Origin of the sequence: Streptomyces sp. NPDC046821 (genome assembly GCF_040645335.1) — a bacterium.
Lineage (GTDB): Bacteria > Actinomycetota > Actinomycetes > Streptomycetales > Streptomycetaceae > Streptomyces.
In genome coordinates this window covers 308,558-321,953 of record NZ_JBEYYB010000005.1, presented here as the reverse complement: position 1 = coordinate 321,953, position 13,396 = coordinate 308,558, and the positions used below count along the sequence as shown (strand labels likewise).

Below are 13,396 nucleotides of genomic sequence, written 5' to 3'. Positions count from 1 at the left end.
GGGGCGTGTAGATCATTCTTACTCCGCGAGCCTGCCACGACAAGCCCTTATTGGCAACCACCAGGCCATTCCTGCTGCGCGCAGTTGCCGGGGGCATGTCAGGACTCACTCTCATGGGCCTGGCCCGCGCCCCCTTTGTCAGCGGATCGCGAAGTCGGGGTAGCCACCGCGCGGTGTGGCCCAGATCTCTGTCACGCCGTCGACTCTGCCGGGCGTGTCGCCGTCGCGGAGCCAGTCGAGGAGCCGCCGGCATCCCTCGCCCGGCCCCTCCGCGACCACCTGGACCCGGCCGTCGTCCAGATTGAGAGCAAAGCCACTCAGGCCGCCGATCTCGAGCGCCTTCTCTCGCGTGAACCAGCGGAAACCCACACGTTGGACGCGTCCCCGCACCCAGGCGGTGAGGCGTACGTCTTCGTTCATGGGTGCACGCTAACCGCCCAAAAGCACTCGGAGCACTTCGCCCCCTTCCGCCTTGGGGTACCGTCGCGGACCGATGAGCCTCACTCGTACGAGTGCTTCACATCGACCACGAGTGATTCACATCGACCACAGCGAGGACGAGGAAGGCCAGAAGATGGGACGCCACCGACGCTCCGCCGCCGGCCGCGCCGCCACGGGCCGCGCCAAGGACACCCCCGCCGGCACATCTGCCGGACACGACGGCTCGTACGGAGCCGGGCACACCGGTGCGTACGGTGAACCGCAGGACGCCGATCCATATGGAATAGCCGCATTTGACGCGGCATTCGAGGCCGCGGGGCACGCGCCGGCCGGTGACGGAAACCCCTCAGGCCCCTCCGCCTCAAGCAGCTCGGGCCACACCTCGCACCGCCGCAGGCGTCCGTTCAGGCCGGTGCGCGCGGGGCTTCTCGGGGTCTCGGCCGCCGTGGCGCTTGGCGCCGTGGCCGTGGCGTCCGGACTGATCCCCGCCTTGGACAACTACTCGCTCGGCGGCCACGGCACCGACAAGGTGCGCGCCGCCGACTCCCCCTCGGGGCTCCGGACGCAGGGCGGCAGGGACGGCAGCGCCGACCGCACCCCGTCGTCCGCGAGCGCCGGCTCCGAGCCCACCCAGTCTCCCTCCGCTTCACCTTCGCGATCCTCGGCGAAGCCCTCGAAGACTCCTGCCAAGGCCCCGGCCAAGACGCCTTCGAAGGCGCCGTCGCCGAGCCAGACATCGAGTTCCGGTTCAGGTGGCGCGGCGACGAAGCCCAAGACGGCGGCCCCGTCCCGGACCGCCACCGCGAAGCCGGCGCTCCCCGCGCCGAGCCTGCGAGCCTCCTCCGCCGAGTCGGCGGCCAAGGCCCAGGTGCTCACGCTGGTCAACCAGGAGCGGTCCAAGGCCGGCTGCACCCCGGTGACCGCCAGCGCCCGCCTCGGCTCGCTCGCCGAGAGGTTCAGCGACGACATGGCGGCACGCGGTTTCTTCGACCACACCGACCCGGACGGCGCGTCCCCCTGGGACCGAGCGAAGAAGGCCGGCATCACGAATCTCGGCGGCGAGAACATAGCCAGGGGCCAGGCCAACGCCCAGTCCGTCATGGACGCCTGGATGCAGAGCCCCGGCCACCGCGCCAACATCCTCAACTGCGACTACGAGACGATGGGCGTCGGCGTGCACTTCGCGTCGGGCGGCCCGTGGTGGACGCAGGACTTCGGCTTCTGACGCCAACCGCCTTGTGCGGGCGGCGAGTTGACGCAGCCCGCAACCACCTACGACACGGTCGACGGAGCGCGCGGCGGCCGCTGGCACCGCGGGCAGAAGTAGCTCGACCGGTTCATCCACGGCCGCCTGCGGATCGTCGTACCGCAGCGCCGGCACGGCTCACCCTCACGCCCGTAGGCGTCGAGGGAGCGGTCGAAGTAGCCGGACTCGCCGTTCACATTCACGTACAGGCTGTCGAAGCTGGTGCCGCCGACGGCGAGCGCCGCGTTCATCACGTCCCGGACGTGGCCGAGGAGTTCGGCGGTGCGCGGTCGCGTGAAGCCGGTGGTCGGCCGCTCGTAGTGGAGCTTCGAGCGCCACAGCGCCTCGTCCGCGTAGATGTTCCCGACCCCGCTGATCAGCGACTGGTCGAGCAGCGCGCGCTTGATCGTCGTGCGGCGTCGGCGCAGTGCCTCATGGAAGGCGGCGTCGTCGAACTCGGGGTCGAGGGGGTCGCGTGCGATGTGCGCGATGACGTCCGGCAGTCCGTCGGGTCCCGTCTCGTGCAGCGAGAGGCCGCCGAAGGTGCGCTGGTCGACGAAGCGCAGCTCCGTGCCGAGCGCGTCGTCGAAGCGGACCCGGATACGCAGGTGCTTCTCGTCCCGCGCCTCGGCCGGCTGCACGAGCAGCTGCCCGCTCATGCCGAGGTGCGCGAGCACGGCACTGCCCGACTCCTCCAGCGGCAGCCACAGATACTTGCCGCGCCGCTGGGGTACGCCGAAGCGCTGCCCCTTGAGCCGGTGCGCGAAGTCGTCGCCGCCCGCGATGTGCCGGCGTACGGCGCGCGGGTGCAGGACCTCGACATCGGCGACGGTGCGGTGGGCGACCCAGCGTGCGAGTCCGCGCCGTACGACCTCTACCTCTGGCAGCTCGGGCACGGTGACTCCTCCGGGGCTCTTCGGTGTGAAACGAACGGTGCCGACCGCCCCTCAGGACGGTCGGCACCGGACAGTGCGGATGCGGGGCGTCAGGCCGAGGCCGAGGAGGAGTCGGCGTTCCCCTCGGCTGCCGCGGCGGCCGGGGCGGCGTCGGCCGAGCCGTCTGCCTTGGCACGCTCGTCGGCGGCGGCGCGAATCGCGCGCCACGCCGACTCGGCGGCCTGCTGCTCCGCTTCCTTCTTGCTGCGGCCGGTGCCGGTGCCGTACGAGACGCCTCCGACGCGGGCGGCAGCAGTAAAGGTCTTCTCGTGATCGGGGCCGGTCTCCGAGACCAGGTACTCGGGAACACCGAGTCCCTCGGTCGCGGTGAGCTCCTGGAGACTGGTCTTCCAGTCCAGGCCCGCACCCAGATTCGAGGACTTCTCGATCAGGGGGTCGAAGAGCCGGTGGACGAGTTCGCCCGCCGCTTCCAGACCCTGGTCGAGATAGACGGCACCGATCACCGCTTCAAGGGTGTCGGCGAGGATGGACGCCTTGTCCCGGCCGCCCGTGCCCTCTTCGCCCCGGCCGAGCCGGATGAAGGAACCCAGGTCGAGCCCACGGCTGACCTCCGCCAGCGCACGCGAGTTGACCACCGCGGCCCGCAGCTTGGCCAGCTGGCCTTCGGGCAGGTCGGGGTGGGTGGTGTACAGCGTGTCCGTGACGACGAGACCGAGCACAGAGTCCCCGAGGAACTCGAGCCGCTCGTTCGTCGGCAGACCGCCGTTCTCGTACGCGTACGACCGGTGGGTCAGTGCACGCACCAGAAGGGCGGACTCGAGCTTGTACCCGAGCCGCCCTTCCAGAAGCGTGTGGGACGAGGCATTGTCCGTCTTGTTCGACTCAGACATTGCGCCTCTCACCAGCCGCTCAGACCTCGAGGACCTGGCGCTTGTTGTAGGTGCCGCAAGCCGGGCACGCGATGTGCTGCAGCTTGGGCTCCTGGCAACGCTCACACGAAACCAGGGTGGGGACCGCAGCCTTCCACTGCGACCGGCGGTGGCGCGTGTTGCTGCGCGACATCTTCCGCTTCGGAACAGCCACGGCTACTTCTCCTGCTTCTCGTCGACGCCCGCTTCCGCATCGGCGCCGCTCATCTCGTCCTTCTCGCCGTCCTGAATGGTGCCGGCGAGTCCCTGCAGTGCCGCCCAACGAATGTCGACGGCATCGTGGTGGTGGTCCGGGTCGTCCGCGAGCCGCGCTCCGCACTGGGAACACAGACCCGGGCAGTCTTCCTGGCACACCGGCTGCATCGGCAGTGCGAGCACCACCGCATCACGCAGCACAGGCTCGAGGTCGAACAAGCCGTCCTCGAGAAAGAGCCTGTCCTCGTCTTCCTCGGCGTCGTCGGCCGGTTCCGCTGCGCGGCCCCGGTCGTCGGCGTCAGGGTACGAGAACATCTCCTGGAAGTCCGCGTCGACCTCGAGGCCGAGCGGCTCCAGACACCTTACGCACTCCCCCTGAGCCGATGCACGGGCGGTGCCTGTGACAAGCACCCCTTCCATGACCGACTCGAGGCGGATCTCGAGCTCCACCGGTGCGCCTTCCGGCACTCCGACGACCCCTTCGATACCGAAGTCCACGGGGGCGTCGACCGTGCGGGTCAGCCGCTGCTGCGCACCAGGACGCCGTCCCAGCTCGTGTGTGTCGAACACGAGAGGGTTGCGGTGGTCGAGGTGCGTACTCAGGGCTGGTCCTGCTTTCGGTCTTCGATGCTCAAGTGCTCAAGGGGCTGGCCCGAAAGGATCCGGGCAGCTGTGATCGCGGGCGTACACGCGACCGAAGAGCCAGGATACTGGACCTTTCGCTCACGGCCCAATCCGGGTCAGCGCCCCTGTTCGTACTGCCTGATCTGCTCGGCGCTGATCATGCTCGTGTCGAAAAGGCTGGCCTCGTCGAGCGCCGCCGGCTGGGGCTGCGCGTAGTCCGCCGCGGCAGGCTGCTCGTAGCCCTGCTGCTGGAACGCGTACGGGTCCTGCTGCTGGTACCCGTACGAGTCCTGCTGGTACGGGGCGTACGGGTCCTGGCCGCCGTAGGGCTGCTGCTGCGGCTGCTGGTAGCCGTACTGGTCGTGCCCGGGGTCCTGCTGCTGCGCGTACGCGGGCTGCTGGGACGGGATCTGCGGGGCTTCGTGGTTCTGGTCCCTCGACGGGTTGCCGATGGCCGCGAGTTCGGCGAGGTAGTCGGCGTCGCTGGTGTGCGGGCCGCCCGTGCCGTCCGCCGCGAGGGCGCCCAGCTCGTCGGTGGCCACGCGGCCGTGCAGCGTGTGCCGGCCCTTGCCGACCGCCTCCAGGGTCTTGGCGAGGACCGCCTCGAAGGCGCCGAGCTTGGCGTCCACGTACGTGTCGGCGTCGCGGCGCAGGGTCTCGGGGTCGTGGCTGCGCTCGGGGGCGTCCTCGTCCTCGAAGCCCTGGGCGTCGGTGCCGGGGCCGGTGCCGAGGAGCTTCTCGCGGCCGCGGCCCACGGAGCCGAGGGTCTTGGTGAGGACGACCTCGAAGTTGGCGAGCTTGGAGTCGACGTAGTCGTCGGCCTCCGCGCGGATCTCCTCGGCCTCCTTGCGCGCCTCGGCGAGGATCCGGTCCCCCTCGTCCTGGGAGCGGCGCGCGACCTCGGTGTCGGAGATCAGCGAACCGCGCTCGGCGTGCGCGGTCTCGATGATCCGCTCGGCCTCCTGGCGGGCCTGCTCGACCATCTGCTCGCGCCCGCCGATCAGCTCCTGGGCCTGGGCGAGGGAGCCGGGCAGTGCCTGGCGCACCTCTTCGAGCATGGCGAGCAGGTCGGCGCGGTTGACCACGCACGAGGCCGACATGGGCATGGACCGGGCGTTGCCGACCGCGGCGACGATCTCGTCGAGCTTCTTCTGGACGTCCACCGTGTGCTCGCCACTCTCTACAGGGGTGTTGGAGACGGACGGGACGACTGTACGGCCAACTGGCGCCCCGGTGTCACTTCTTGGGGAGGCGCTCGGTGAGCTTCGCGAAGACCGCCGGAGGCACCAGGTGAGAGACGTCGCCACCCCAGGCCGCGACCTCCTTCACCAGGGAGGAGGACAGGAAGCTGTAGGTCGGGTTGGTCGGGACGAAGAGGGTCTCCACGCCCGTCAGCCCGTTGTTCATCTGGGCCATCTGCAGCTCGTAGTCGAAGTCGCTGACGGCGCGCAGGCCCTTGACGATGGCCGGGATGTCGCGCTGCTTGCAGAAGTCGACGAGCAGGCCGTGGAACGACTCGACCTGGACGTTGCCGAACTCGGCGGTGACCTCGCGGATCAGCTCGATCCGCTCCTCGATCGAGAAGAGGCCCTGCTTCGACTGGTTGATCATCACCGCGACGTGCACGACGTCGTACAGCTTCGAGGCTCTGCCGATGATGTCGAGGTGGCCATTGGTGATGGGGTCGAACGACCCCGGACAGACGGCGCGGCGCAACGTGAGTCCCTCGCTCTCCGGTCCGGTCACGATGCGTCCTCGCACGTGACGGTGCTCTTCAGGGCGGCGCGACCGTACCAAAACGTTCCCTCGCCGTAGCGACGGGACCTCAGTGCCTCGAATCCGTCCGGCCACGCGAAAACACCGCCCCTGGTGCTGCGCTCCACGGTGACGAGCGCTTCGTCCGCGAGCCAGCCCCCGGCGGCGAGTGTGAGCAGTATCTCGCGAAGATCGTCGTCGGCGACGGCGTACGGGGGGTCGAGAAAGACCAGGTCGTACGGGGTGGCCGGAGCCGGGCCCTGGACGATCTGTTCGGCTTTGCCCGCTCTGACCTCCGCGCCGGGCAGGCCGAGCGACTTCACGTTCTCGCGGATGGTGCGGACCGCTTTGGCGTCGGCCTCGACGAGGAGCGCGTGGGCGGCGCCGCGCGACAGCGCCTCCAGGCCGACGGCGCCCGAGCCGCCGTACAGGTCGAGCACGTGCTCGCCGTCGAGCGGGCCGCCGAGCAGCGACTGCCAGGTGGAGAACAGGGCTTCGCGCGCCCGGTCGGACGTGGGACGGGTGCCGTTGCCCGGCGGGACGGACAGGCGACGTCCGCCGGCCCGGCCGGCGATCACGCGGGTCATCTGAGTCCTAGAGGCCTAGAGGGGAGGGTGGGGAGGGGCTGATGAGGACCTCCAGTTTGTCAGCCCTTGGAGGGGTGCGGCTCGCCAGGCCTGGTCCCGTCCCTCGGCGGGCTGCGGCTCGTCAGGCCTTGTCCCGCCCCTCGGCGGGGTGCGGCTCGTCAGGCCTTGTCCCGTCCCTCGGCGGGCGCGGCTCGTCAGGCCTGGTCCCGTCCCTCTCCAGCGGCTGCACCTCAGCCCTTGTCCCGTCCTCCGCCCGAGGCCGCGCCTCAGCCCTTGTCGAGGTACTGCTCCCGCTCCTCGTCCAGGAGGGCGTCGAGAGCCGTGCGCAGGCCGGGCAGGTGCTCCAGGTCCGGGTCGGCGCGTACGACCTTGGTGGCCTCCTCGCGGGCCTCGGCGATGATCTCCTCGTCCTCGATGACGGCCAGCATCCGCAGCGACGAGCGGACGCCGGACTGCGCCTGCCCGAGGACATCGCCCTCCCGGCGCTGCTCCAGGTCGATACGGGACAGCTCGAACCCGTCGAGCGTGGCGGCGACGGCGCCGAGGCGGGCGCGGGCGGGGCTGGCCTCCGGCATCTCGCTGACGAGGAGGCACAGGCCGGGCGCGCTGCCTCGGCCGACGCGTCCGCGCAGCTGGTGGAGCTGGGAGACGCCGAAGCGGTCGGCGTCCATGATCACCATGGCCGTGGCGTTCGGCACGTTCACCCCGACCTCGATGACCGTGGTGGCGACCAGGACGTCCGTCTCGCCGGCGGCGAAGCGGCGCATCACGGCGTCCTTGTCGTCGGGCTGCATCCGCCCGTGCAGGACCTCGACCTTGAGCCCCCGGAGCGCGCCGTGGGCCAGCTCCTCGGCGACGTCCAGCACGGCGAGCGGGGGCCGCTTCTCGGCCTCGTCCTCGGCGGACTTCTTCTTGCCCTTCTTCGGGCTCTCGTCCTGGTCGTCCCCGATACGGGGGCACACGACGTACGCCTGGTGCCCGCCCTCGACCTCCTCGCGCACGCGCTCCCAGGCGCGCGCGAGGAAGTGCGGTTTGTCGGCGGCGGGCACGACGTGGGTGGCGATCGGCGAGCGTCCGGCGGGGAGTTGGTCGAGGACGGAGGTCTCCAGGTCACCGAAGACCGTCATCGCGACCGTACGGGGAATGGGGGTGGCCGTCATGACGAGCAGGTGCGGCGGCTGCTTGCCCTTGCCGCGCAGGGCGTCGCGCTGCTCGACGCCGAAGCGGTGCTGCTCGTCGACGACGACGAGGCCCAGGTCGTGGAACTGGACCTTGTCCTCGATCAGCGCGTGCGTGCCGATGACGATGCCCGCGTCGCCCGAGACGAGGTCGAGCAGCGCCTGGCGCCGGGCCGCTACGCCCATGGAGCCGGTGAGCAGGACGACCTTCGTGGAGTGCTCCGCGCCGCCGAGCATTCCGCCCTCGGCGAGCTCGCCCATCATCTCCGTGACAGAACGGTGGTGCTGCTGGGCGAGCACCTCGGTGGGCGCGAGCATCGCGGCCTGCCCGCCCGCGTCGACGACGGCGAGCATGGCGCGCAGGGCGACCATCGTCTTGCCCGAACCCACCTCTCCCTGGAGCAGCCGGTGCATCGGGTGTTCGGTGGCCAGGTCGTCGAAGATCTCCTTGGAGACCTTCTGCTGGCCGTCGGTGAGGGTGAACGGGAGCTTCGCGTCGAAGGCCGTCAGCAGACCGTCCGGCTGGGGGACGCGGGCCACGGCGGGCAGCTGTGCGTCGGCGAACCGGCGCCTGGCGAGGGCGACTTGGAGGACGAACGCCTCGTCCCACTTCAGTCGGGCGCGGGCGTCGGCGATGTCCGCCTTGGTGTGGGGCCGGTGGATCTTCAGAAGTGCCTCGGGCAGCGGGACGAGACCGCGCCCCTCGCGCAGGGAGTCCGGCAGTGGCTCCACGGCCTCCTGAGCGCCGGGCAGCACGAGGTCGACGGCCTTGGCGATCTTCCAGGACTCCAGCTTGGCCGTCGCCGGGTAGATCGGGATGAGGGCGCCGGCCCACGACCCGACCGCCTCGGCGGCCTCCGCCCCACCCTCCGCCGCGTCGCCGCGCAGCAGTTCGTACGCCGGGTGCGCGAGCTGCATCTTGCGGTTGAAGACCGAGACCTTGCCCGCGAACATCGCACGCGTGCCGGGCAGGAGGTCCTTGTGCGGCTTGTGGATGCCCCGTCCGAAGAAGACCAGCTGGAGCTGGCCGCTGCCGTCGGTGATGTTCACTTCCAGGCGCTGGCCGCTGCCGCCGCCGAACCTCAGGACGCGCGCGCTCGCGACCTGGGCGACCACGGTGACGTGCTCGTCGAGCGGCAGGTCGGCGAGGCGGGTGAGCTCACCTCGCTCCGCGTATCTGCGCGGATAGTGATGGAGCAGGTCCCCGATGGTGTGCAGGCCTAGGGCCTCGGCCATCACCTTCGCGGTGGCGGGGCCGATCGCCTTCTTCAACGGTTCTTCTAGCGCGGGCACGAGATCCATTCCACACCACGCCACTGACAAAGGGTGCGACGCGGCGGCTACTCGACGCCGATCAGCATGAGCGCCGAGTTCCGTCCGCCCCGGTAGACCACGGTGTCGACGGCCAGATACGTCTCGCGGACGTGCCTCTCGAGCCGTTCGGCGACCTCGTCGGGGACGGTGTCGCCGAGGACGAGGGTGACCATCTCGCCGCCCGCGGACAGCATCCTGTCGAGGGTCGTACGGGCGGTCTCCGCCACCTCCGCGCCGATCACGGCGACGTCCCCTTCGATCAGGCCGAGGACGTCCCCGGCCTGGCAGATGCCGGCCATGGTCCACGACTGCCGCTCGGCGACGGCCAGTTCGCCGTACCGCGTGGCACCCGCCGCCGACGTCATCGCGACGACGTCTTCGTCGAACCGCCGCTCGGGTTCGTGCACGGCGAGCGCCGCGATGCCCTGGACCGCGGACCGGGTGGGGATCAGGGCGACCCGCACGCCTTCCGTGCGGGCCTGTTCGGCCGCCGCCGCAGCGGTGTGGCGCAGCTCGGCGTCGTTCGGCAGGAGCACCACCTCGCGCGCGTGCGCCCGCCGGATCGCCTCGACCAGCTCCCCGCTCCCGGGCGCCTCCCCGGGCCGCTCCGGTACGACGGTCGCGCCCGCGTCCCCGTACAGCCCGGCGAGCCCCTCCCCGGGGACGACGGCGACGATGGCGCGCTGAGCGCGTTCCCCCGTGGGACCGGCCCCGGCGTGGGCGTCACCGGCGGCGAAGTGCGTGATGCGGATGCGGTACGGGCGGCCGGCCTCGACGCCCGCCTCTACGGCGGCGCCCGCGTCGTCGACGTGCACATGGACGTTCCACAGGCCGTCGCCGCCGACCACGACGAGGGAGTCGCCTAGGCCGTCGAGCCGGGTCCGCAGCCGGGCGACGGCCGCGTCGTCGGCTTCGAGCAGGTAGATGACTTCGAAGGCGGGCCCCTCGCCGTCCGCGCAGCCCAGCTCCGGTTCGGCCACCACGCGCGCGTGCTGCGCGCCCCGCCCGGCCACCGGCATCACCGGGGCGCCGGACAGCGCCTGGGTCAGCGCTCCGAGCACGGTGACGAGCCCGCGCCCGCCCGCGTCCACGACCCCCGCGCGCCCGAGGACCGCCAGCTGCCCCGGCGTCGCGTCGAGCGCCACACACGCACCGTCGTACGCGGCCCGGGCCACGGCACCGCAGTCCCCGTCCCGCTCCCCGACGACCGCCGCAGCGTCCGCCGCCGCCGACGCCACCGTGAGAACCGTGCCCTCCACGGGGTGCGCGACCGCCTCCCGGGCGGACTCGGCGGCCCGGCGCAGCGCCCGGCACAGGCTGTTCGCGTCGGCGCTCCCGCTGTGATCCGCCTCACCACCGGCGTCACCGGCGAGGACCTGGGCCATGCCGCGCAGAAGCTGCGCGAGGATCGTTCCGGAGTTCCCGCGAGCTCCTATCAGGGCGCCGTGGGCCATGGCTCGGACGACGTCGGGGAGGGCGGGGCGGGCGGGTTCGTTGCCCGCGAAGACCGCTTCGACGGCCTGCACGGCGGACTCGACGGTCAGATAGAGATTGGTGCCGGTGTCCCCGTCCGCGACGGGATACACGTTGATCGCGTCGATCTCCTCGCGGTCCCGCCCGAGCGCCTCCAGGGCCAGTGCGCACCAGGCGCGCACCGCGTGGACGTCGAGCACCTGCGGCACCTGCGCCTCCTTGAGCAGCGGAACTGGCATCGCAGCGTAGACCCCGGCGGGGGCCTGAGCAGCACAGGGCCCGGGACGGAGGCCGGTGCAGCCATGGTAGTTTCGTTCTACCGAAGCAGCCGTTGTATGCTGCTCCGGTTGCCCGATACCTTCGGGCCTTCCCCTGGCACCGCCACTCAGATCCTCCGATCCGATCCCGGCATGCCGGGATCAACCGTAAGTGCATCTGAAGTCTTGGAGTGACCCGTGGCTGCCAACTGCGACGTCTGTGGCAAGGGGCCGAGCTTCGGCAACAACATTTCGCACTCGCACCGCCGTACGTCCCGTCGCTGGAACCCGAACATCCAGCGTGTGCGTGCAGTGGTCGGGCGGACGCCGAAGCGCCTCAACGTCTGCACCTCGTGCATCAAGGCCGGCAAGGTCTCGCGCTGACGTAACGCGTAGCGCGGCCACCTAGCTGGTTGCTTTAAGGACCGGTCCCCTTCGGGGGGCCGGTCCTTTTTTGTGCGCTCACTGCCGTGAGAAGCAAGACTCCCGTGGGAAACGAGCAGGGGGCGCGATGGCAGCAGAGCCGCCACCGCACCCCTGAAAGCCGTCGTCAGGCTTCTATGTCCCCGAAGTGGTCCCAGCCGCCCTTGTTCGTCCACGGGGCGCCGTCGACGGTCACCTGGGGCAGCGCCGACGGGTTGAGGACCTCGCCGATCACCTTCCAGCGGGCGGGCAGCTTCACGTCCTGCGGGAAGGTGGCCACGATCGCGTGGTCCTCTCCCCCGGTGAGCACCCACTGCAGCGGGTCGACACCGACGGCCTGGCCGATGTCGTTCATCTGCGAGGGAACGTCGACCTTGCCGGACTTGATGTCGATCCGGACCTTGCTGGCCTCCGCGATGTGGCCGAGGTCGGCGATGAGGCCGTCGCTGACGTCGCACATGGCGGTGGCGCCGAGCCCGGCGGCCGCGGGGCCCGCGTGGTACGGCGGCTCGGGCCTGCGGTGGGCCTCGACGAACGCGCGGGGCGAGCGGAAACCGCGCGAGAGGACCGCGTGGCCTGCCGCGGACCAGCCGAGCCAGCCGGTCACTGCGACCACGTCGCCGGGCTGTGCGCCGGCGCGTGTGACGGGCTCGTGGTTGCGCATGTCGCCGAGCGCGGTGATCGCGACGGTGATCGTGTCACCGCGTACGACGTCGCCGCCGACGACGGCCGCGCCCGCGACCTGGCACTCGTCGCGCAGGCCGTCCATCAGCTCGTTCGGCCAGCTCGCGGGGAGTTCGGCGGGGACGACCAGGCCGAGCAGGAGCGCTGTGGGGACGGCTCCCATGGCGGCGATGTCCGCGAGGTTCTGCGCGGCCGCCTTGCGGCCGACGTCGTAGGCCGTGGACCAGTCTCGGCGGAAGTGCCGCCCTTCGAGAAGCACGTCCGTGCTCACGACGACCCTGCGGTCCGGCGCGGCGACTACGGCCGCGTCGTCGCCCGGGCCGAGTCGTACGGCCGGGGTGGTGGTGAGCCGGGAGGTGAGCTCTCGGATGAGCCCGAACTCGCCCAGCTCGCCGACAGTGCCCTTCATGCGCGTACTGCTCCTTCTTCCCCGGTCCGCTCGCGGTCGCGAGCCGTCTCTGTCATCGGTACGGTCATTGTCGTGGGCGGGACCGGCTCCTGGACCGGTCCCCGCCGTCCGTCAGCCGCAGTGTGTACGCCACAGTCTCCGCGGGTCTCCCCGCGGTGAGCGGCGACGCGATACCGTGGCGTCTCTTCTCTCCCCACATGATCCTCGTGTGCCGACCTGGAGGTTCCGTGGTACAGGCGTACATCCTGATTCAGACCGAAGTCGGCAAGGCGTCGACCGTAGCCGAGACGATCGGCAAGATCCCGGGGGTGATCCAGGCCGAGGACGTGACAGGTCCCTACGACGTCATCGTGCGCGCACAGTCCGACACTGTCGACGAGCTGGGCCGCATGGTGGTCGCCAAGGTCCAGCAAGTGGACGGCATCACCCGCACCCTGACCTGCCCGGTAGTGCACCTGTAGCCCCCGTCTAACCTTGGCCGGTGAACTTCTTCCGTCACCGGCCCCGCCGTACCCTCGGGCTCCCCGCCCTGGCGCTGCTGCTCGCCGTCTCGGGCTGCTCCTCAGCAGACGACACGGCGCACGCAGCGGTTCCCACCCCTGACAGCAAGGTCACCGGGTTGTGCCAGAACCTGCACAAGCGCCTCCCGGAAAAGGTGGACGGGCACGAGAGGAACGACCCCTCTCCGCGGTCCGAGCTGACCGCGGGGTGGGGGGATCCGGCGATCATACTGCGCTGCGGTGTCCAACGGCCCGCGCTCATGGACGACCCCAAGACGCTCCCGGTGCAGGTGAACGGCGTGGACTGGGCGTACTCGAAACGGGCCGACGGCTCGCAGGTGCTGACGACGGCGCTGCGCCTCGCGTACGTGGAGGTGACCCTGCCGAAGTCGCTGGCCGCCGAGGGGGCCGGTCCGCTGGTCGACTTCGCCGAGCCCATCAAGAAGGCGATCCCCGAAGGGATCGCCAACTGATGTTCCTGGGAG

The 13,396-nt window shown here is 70.8% G+C and carries 15 protein-coding genes; 4 read left to right on the top strand and 11 right to left on the bottom strand.

All coding sequences use genetic code 11. The annotated features are described in order from the left end of the window. Positions 1–138 precede the first annotated feature (138 nt). The gene (locus tag ABZ893_RS12365; protein ID WP_361400962.1) at positions 139–420 is read right to left on the bottom strand and encodes an acylphosphatase; all 282 of its coding nucleotides are present in this window, start codon (positions 418–420) and stop codon (positions 139–141) included. Between the two features lie 112 nt (positions 421–532). On the opposite strand from ABZ893_RS12365, the gene ABZ893_RS12360 reads away from it, so the two are divergent. After that, the gene (locus tag ABZ893_RS12360; RefSeq protein ID WP_361400959.1) at positions 533–1,666 is read left to right on the top strand and encodes a CAP domain-containing protein; all 1,134 of its coding nucleotides are present in this window, start codon (positions 533–535) and stop codon (positions 1,664–1,666) included. Positions 1,667–1,713: 47 nt separating this feature from the next. On the opposite strand, the gene mutM is transcribed toward ABZ893_RS12360, so the two are convergent. From mutM to ABZ893_RS12315, 9 genes are all read right to left on the bottom strand, one after another. Next, entirely contained in the window at positions 1,714–2,583 is an 870-nt protein-coding gene (mutM, locus tag ABZ893_RS12355; protein ID WP_361400957.1) for a bifunctional DNA-formamidopyrimidine glycosylase/DNA-(apurinic or apyrimidinic site) lyase, read from the bottom strand. An 89-nt stretch (positions 2,584–2,672) separates the two neighbouring features. Further along, positions 2,673–3,473 (bottom strand): ribonuclease III, encoded by an 801-nt coding sequence (rnc, locus tag ABZ893_RS12350; protein ID WP_361400954.1) that lies wholly within the window; start codon positions 3,471–3,473, stop codon positions 2,673–2,675. A gap of 19 nt (positions 3,474–3,492) precedes the next feature. Beyond that, positions 3,493–3,666 (bottom strand): 50S ribosomal protein L32, encoded by a 174-nt coding sequence (gene rpmF, locus ABZ893_RS12345; protein ID WP_030361955.1) that lies wholly within the window; start codon positions 3,664–3,666, stop codon positions 3,493–3,495. 2 nt (positions 3,667–3,668) lie between these two features. Then, on the bottom strand, positions 3,669–4,310 hold the full coding sequence (locus tag ABZ893_RS12340; RefSeq protein ID WP_361401344.1) for a YceD family protein: 642 nt from the start codon (positions 4,308–4,310) through the stop codon (positions 3,669–3,671). A 137-nt stretch (positions 4,311–4,447) separates the two neighbouring features. Then, positions 4,448–5,494 (bottom strand): ATP synthase F0 subunit B, encoded by a 1,047-nt coding sequence (locus ABZ893_RS12335; RefSeq protein ID WP_361400951.1) that lies wholly within the window; start codon positions 5,492–5,494, stop codon positions 4,448–4,450. A 73-nt stretch (positions 5,495–5,567) separates the two neighbouring features. Beyond that, on the bottom strand, positions 5,568–6,047 hold the full coding sequence (gene coaD, locus ABZ893_RS12330) for a pantetheine-phosphate adenylyltransferase (protein ID WP_361401341.1): 480 nt from the start codon (positions 6,045–6,047) through the stop codon (positions 5,568–5,570). 26 nt (positions 6,048–6,073) lie between these two features. Then, on the bottom strand, positions 6,074–6,673 hold the full coding sequence (gene rsmD / locus ABZ893_RS12325; protein ID WP_361400948.1) for a 16S rRNA (guanine(966)-N(2))-methyltransferase RsmD: 600 nt from the start codon (positions 6,671–6,673) through the stop codon (positions 6,074–6,076). A gap of 266 nt (positions 6,674–6,939) precedes the next feature. Continuing rightward, positions 6,940–9,153 (bottom strand): ATP-dependent DNA helicase RecG, encoded by a 2,214-nt coding sequence (gene recG, locus ABZ893_RS12320; RefSeq protein WP_361400944.1) that lies wholly within the window; start codon positions 9,151–9,153, stop codon positions 6,940–6,942. A 38-nt stretch (positions 9,154–9,191) separates the two neighbouring features. Further along, the gene (locus ABZ893_RS12315; protein ID WP_361400941.1) at positions 9,192–10,877 is read right to left on the bottom strand and encodes a DAK2 domain-containing protein; all 1,686 of its coding nucleotides are present in this window, start codon (positions 10,875–10,877) and stop codon (positions 9,192–9,194) included. A gap of 216 nt (positions 10,878–11,093) precedes the next feature. Here ABZ893_RS12315 and rpmB point away from each other — a divergent pair, with 216 nt between their 5' ends. Then, the gene (rpmB, locus tag ABZ893_RS12310; protein WP_003951095.1) at positions 11,094–11,279 is read left to right on the top strand and encodes a 50S ribosomal protein L28; all 186 of its coding nucleotides are present in this window, start codon (positions 11,094–11,096) and stop codon (positions 11,277–11,279) included. A gap of 166 nt (positions 11,280–11,445) precedes the next feature. Here rpmB and ABZ893_RS12305 read toward each other — a convergent pair whose 3' ends face one another. After that, positions 11,446–12,411, bottom strand: coding sequence for a thiamine-phosphate kinase (locus tag ABZ893_RS12305; RefSeq protein WP_361400938.1), 966 nt, complete (start codon positions 12,409–12,411; stop codon positions 11,446–11,448). A 227-nt stretch (positions 12,412–12,638) separates the two neighbouring features. Between ABZ893_RS12305 and ABZ893_RS12300 the strand changes: the two genes are divergently transcribed. Continuing rightward, on the top strand, positions 12,639–12,872 hold the full coding sequence (locus ABZ893_RS12300; protein WP_143635949.1) for an Lrp/AsnC ligand binding domain-containing protein: 234 nt from the start codon (positions 12,639–12,641) through the stop codon (positions 12,870–12,872). A 20-nt stretch (positions 12,873–12,892) separates the two neighbouring features. Beyond that, positions 12,893–13,384, top strand: a complete 492-nt coding sequence (locus ABZ893_RS12295; protein WP_361400935.1) for a DUF3515 domain-containing protein — start codon at positions 12,893–12,895, stop codon at positions 13,382–13,384. The last annotated feature ends 12 nt before the right edge of the window (positions 13,385–13,396 follow it).